1 protein-coding gene is annotated in these 1,049 nt (G+C 34.1%); it reads left to right on the plus strand.

Annotated elements, in window-relative coordinates; genetic code table 11:
* Window positions 1-1,023, plus strand: a 1,023-nt coding sequence (locus tag AB4653_RS27015) for a hypothetical protein (protein ID WP_372105774.1), incomplete at its 5' end; no start/stop codon positions are given.
* Window positions 1,024-1,049 lie beyond the last annotated feature (26 nt).

The following is a 1,049-nucleotide window of genomic DNA, read 5'->3' on the forward strand; positions in this document are numbered from 1 at the left end:
AGGTGGAATACTAAAATAGAACTCATCTTGAATGAGAAAGCTCTGGACTATCTGAAAGGTGACTCGAAGTTTATAGTAAGAAAACTTAAGAATTTATGTGGACCTTTACCAATCGAAGTAGAGTTTCAATGTGGATCTAGCTTCAAAGAGTCTGTCAGTTTGCCTAAGTGGAAAACATGCACGTCAGATGAATTTTTTGATTTTTTTGAGAAAATAGCATTTCCTGAGATTACTCATGGAAAGTATTTCAAGGACACTTTAACTCAAATTGTAAAAGATGGTGAGGTTGTTGGGCGTTGCTTTATTGCACCGTATCACTCTAACCAGTCAAGTAGGCTTCCTGTTTATGAAAAAGGCATATATGTAAACCGCACAAACAATCACGAATTTTTTGGTGTGTTTGAAGCAAGTACCACTAATGCTGCAAGAGATAGAGCATCAGATATATCATTCTCAAATTATATGGAATCTTTGACTTGCATTCGAGATAAAGCATTTAGCTTAAGCAAGAATTTAGGGGAGTCGACATATTTACAAAACCTATTCTTAAGGTACAAGTTACAATCAGATGACGTACCACTTTTAGTTATAAATCGAGAAATATTATCATTTAATGATGTAATTAAGGTAATTGAAACGGAAGGTAAATTTTCTATAGAATTGTTATGTGAAGAAAACTTTGACGAAAAATATGAAGTAGCTTGGAAGCAAAAAGACGCCTTGTCCTCACTAGCAAGCCTTCATGTCGATGTAAATAAGCTATACCCACTAGTATGCGAAAGTAATAGTTATTCAACGATGGATGGATTTAAATCATTGTATTTAAATGATATGCCGGATGAAACTACTCTTATAAATGAAATTGAAAATGAATTTCAGTTACCTGGTGGGGAAACATTTTTACACGCAATAAATAGACTGTGTAATTCATGTAAACAGACTTTTGTGTTGTCTGAACATAGTGTAGTAGAAGCCGATTTCGGTGAGAGAAAGGTTGTCCTTACATTTACAGTCGAAGGCTAAGAATTGATAAAATAGGCAGAGTATAT

The sequence above is a fragment of the Vibrio sp. 10N.222.48.A3 genome (assembly GCF_041475345.1).
Lineage (GTDB): Bacteria > Pseudomonadota > Gammaproteobacteria > Enterobacterales > Vibrionaceae > Vibrio > Vibrio tasmaniensis_A.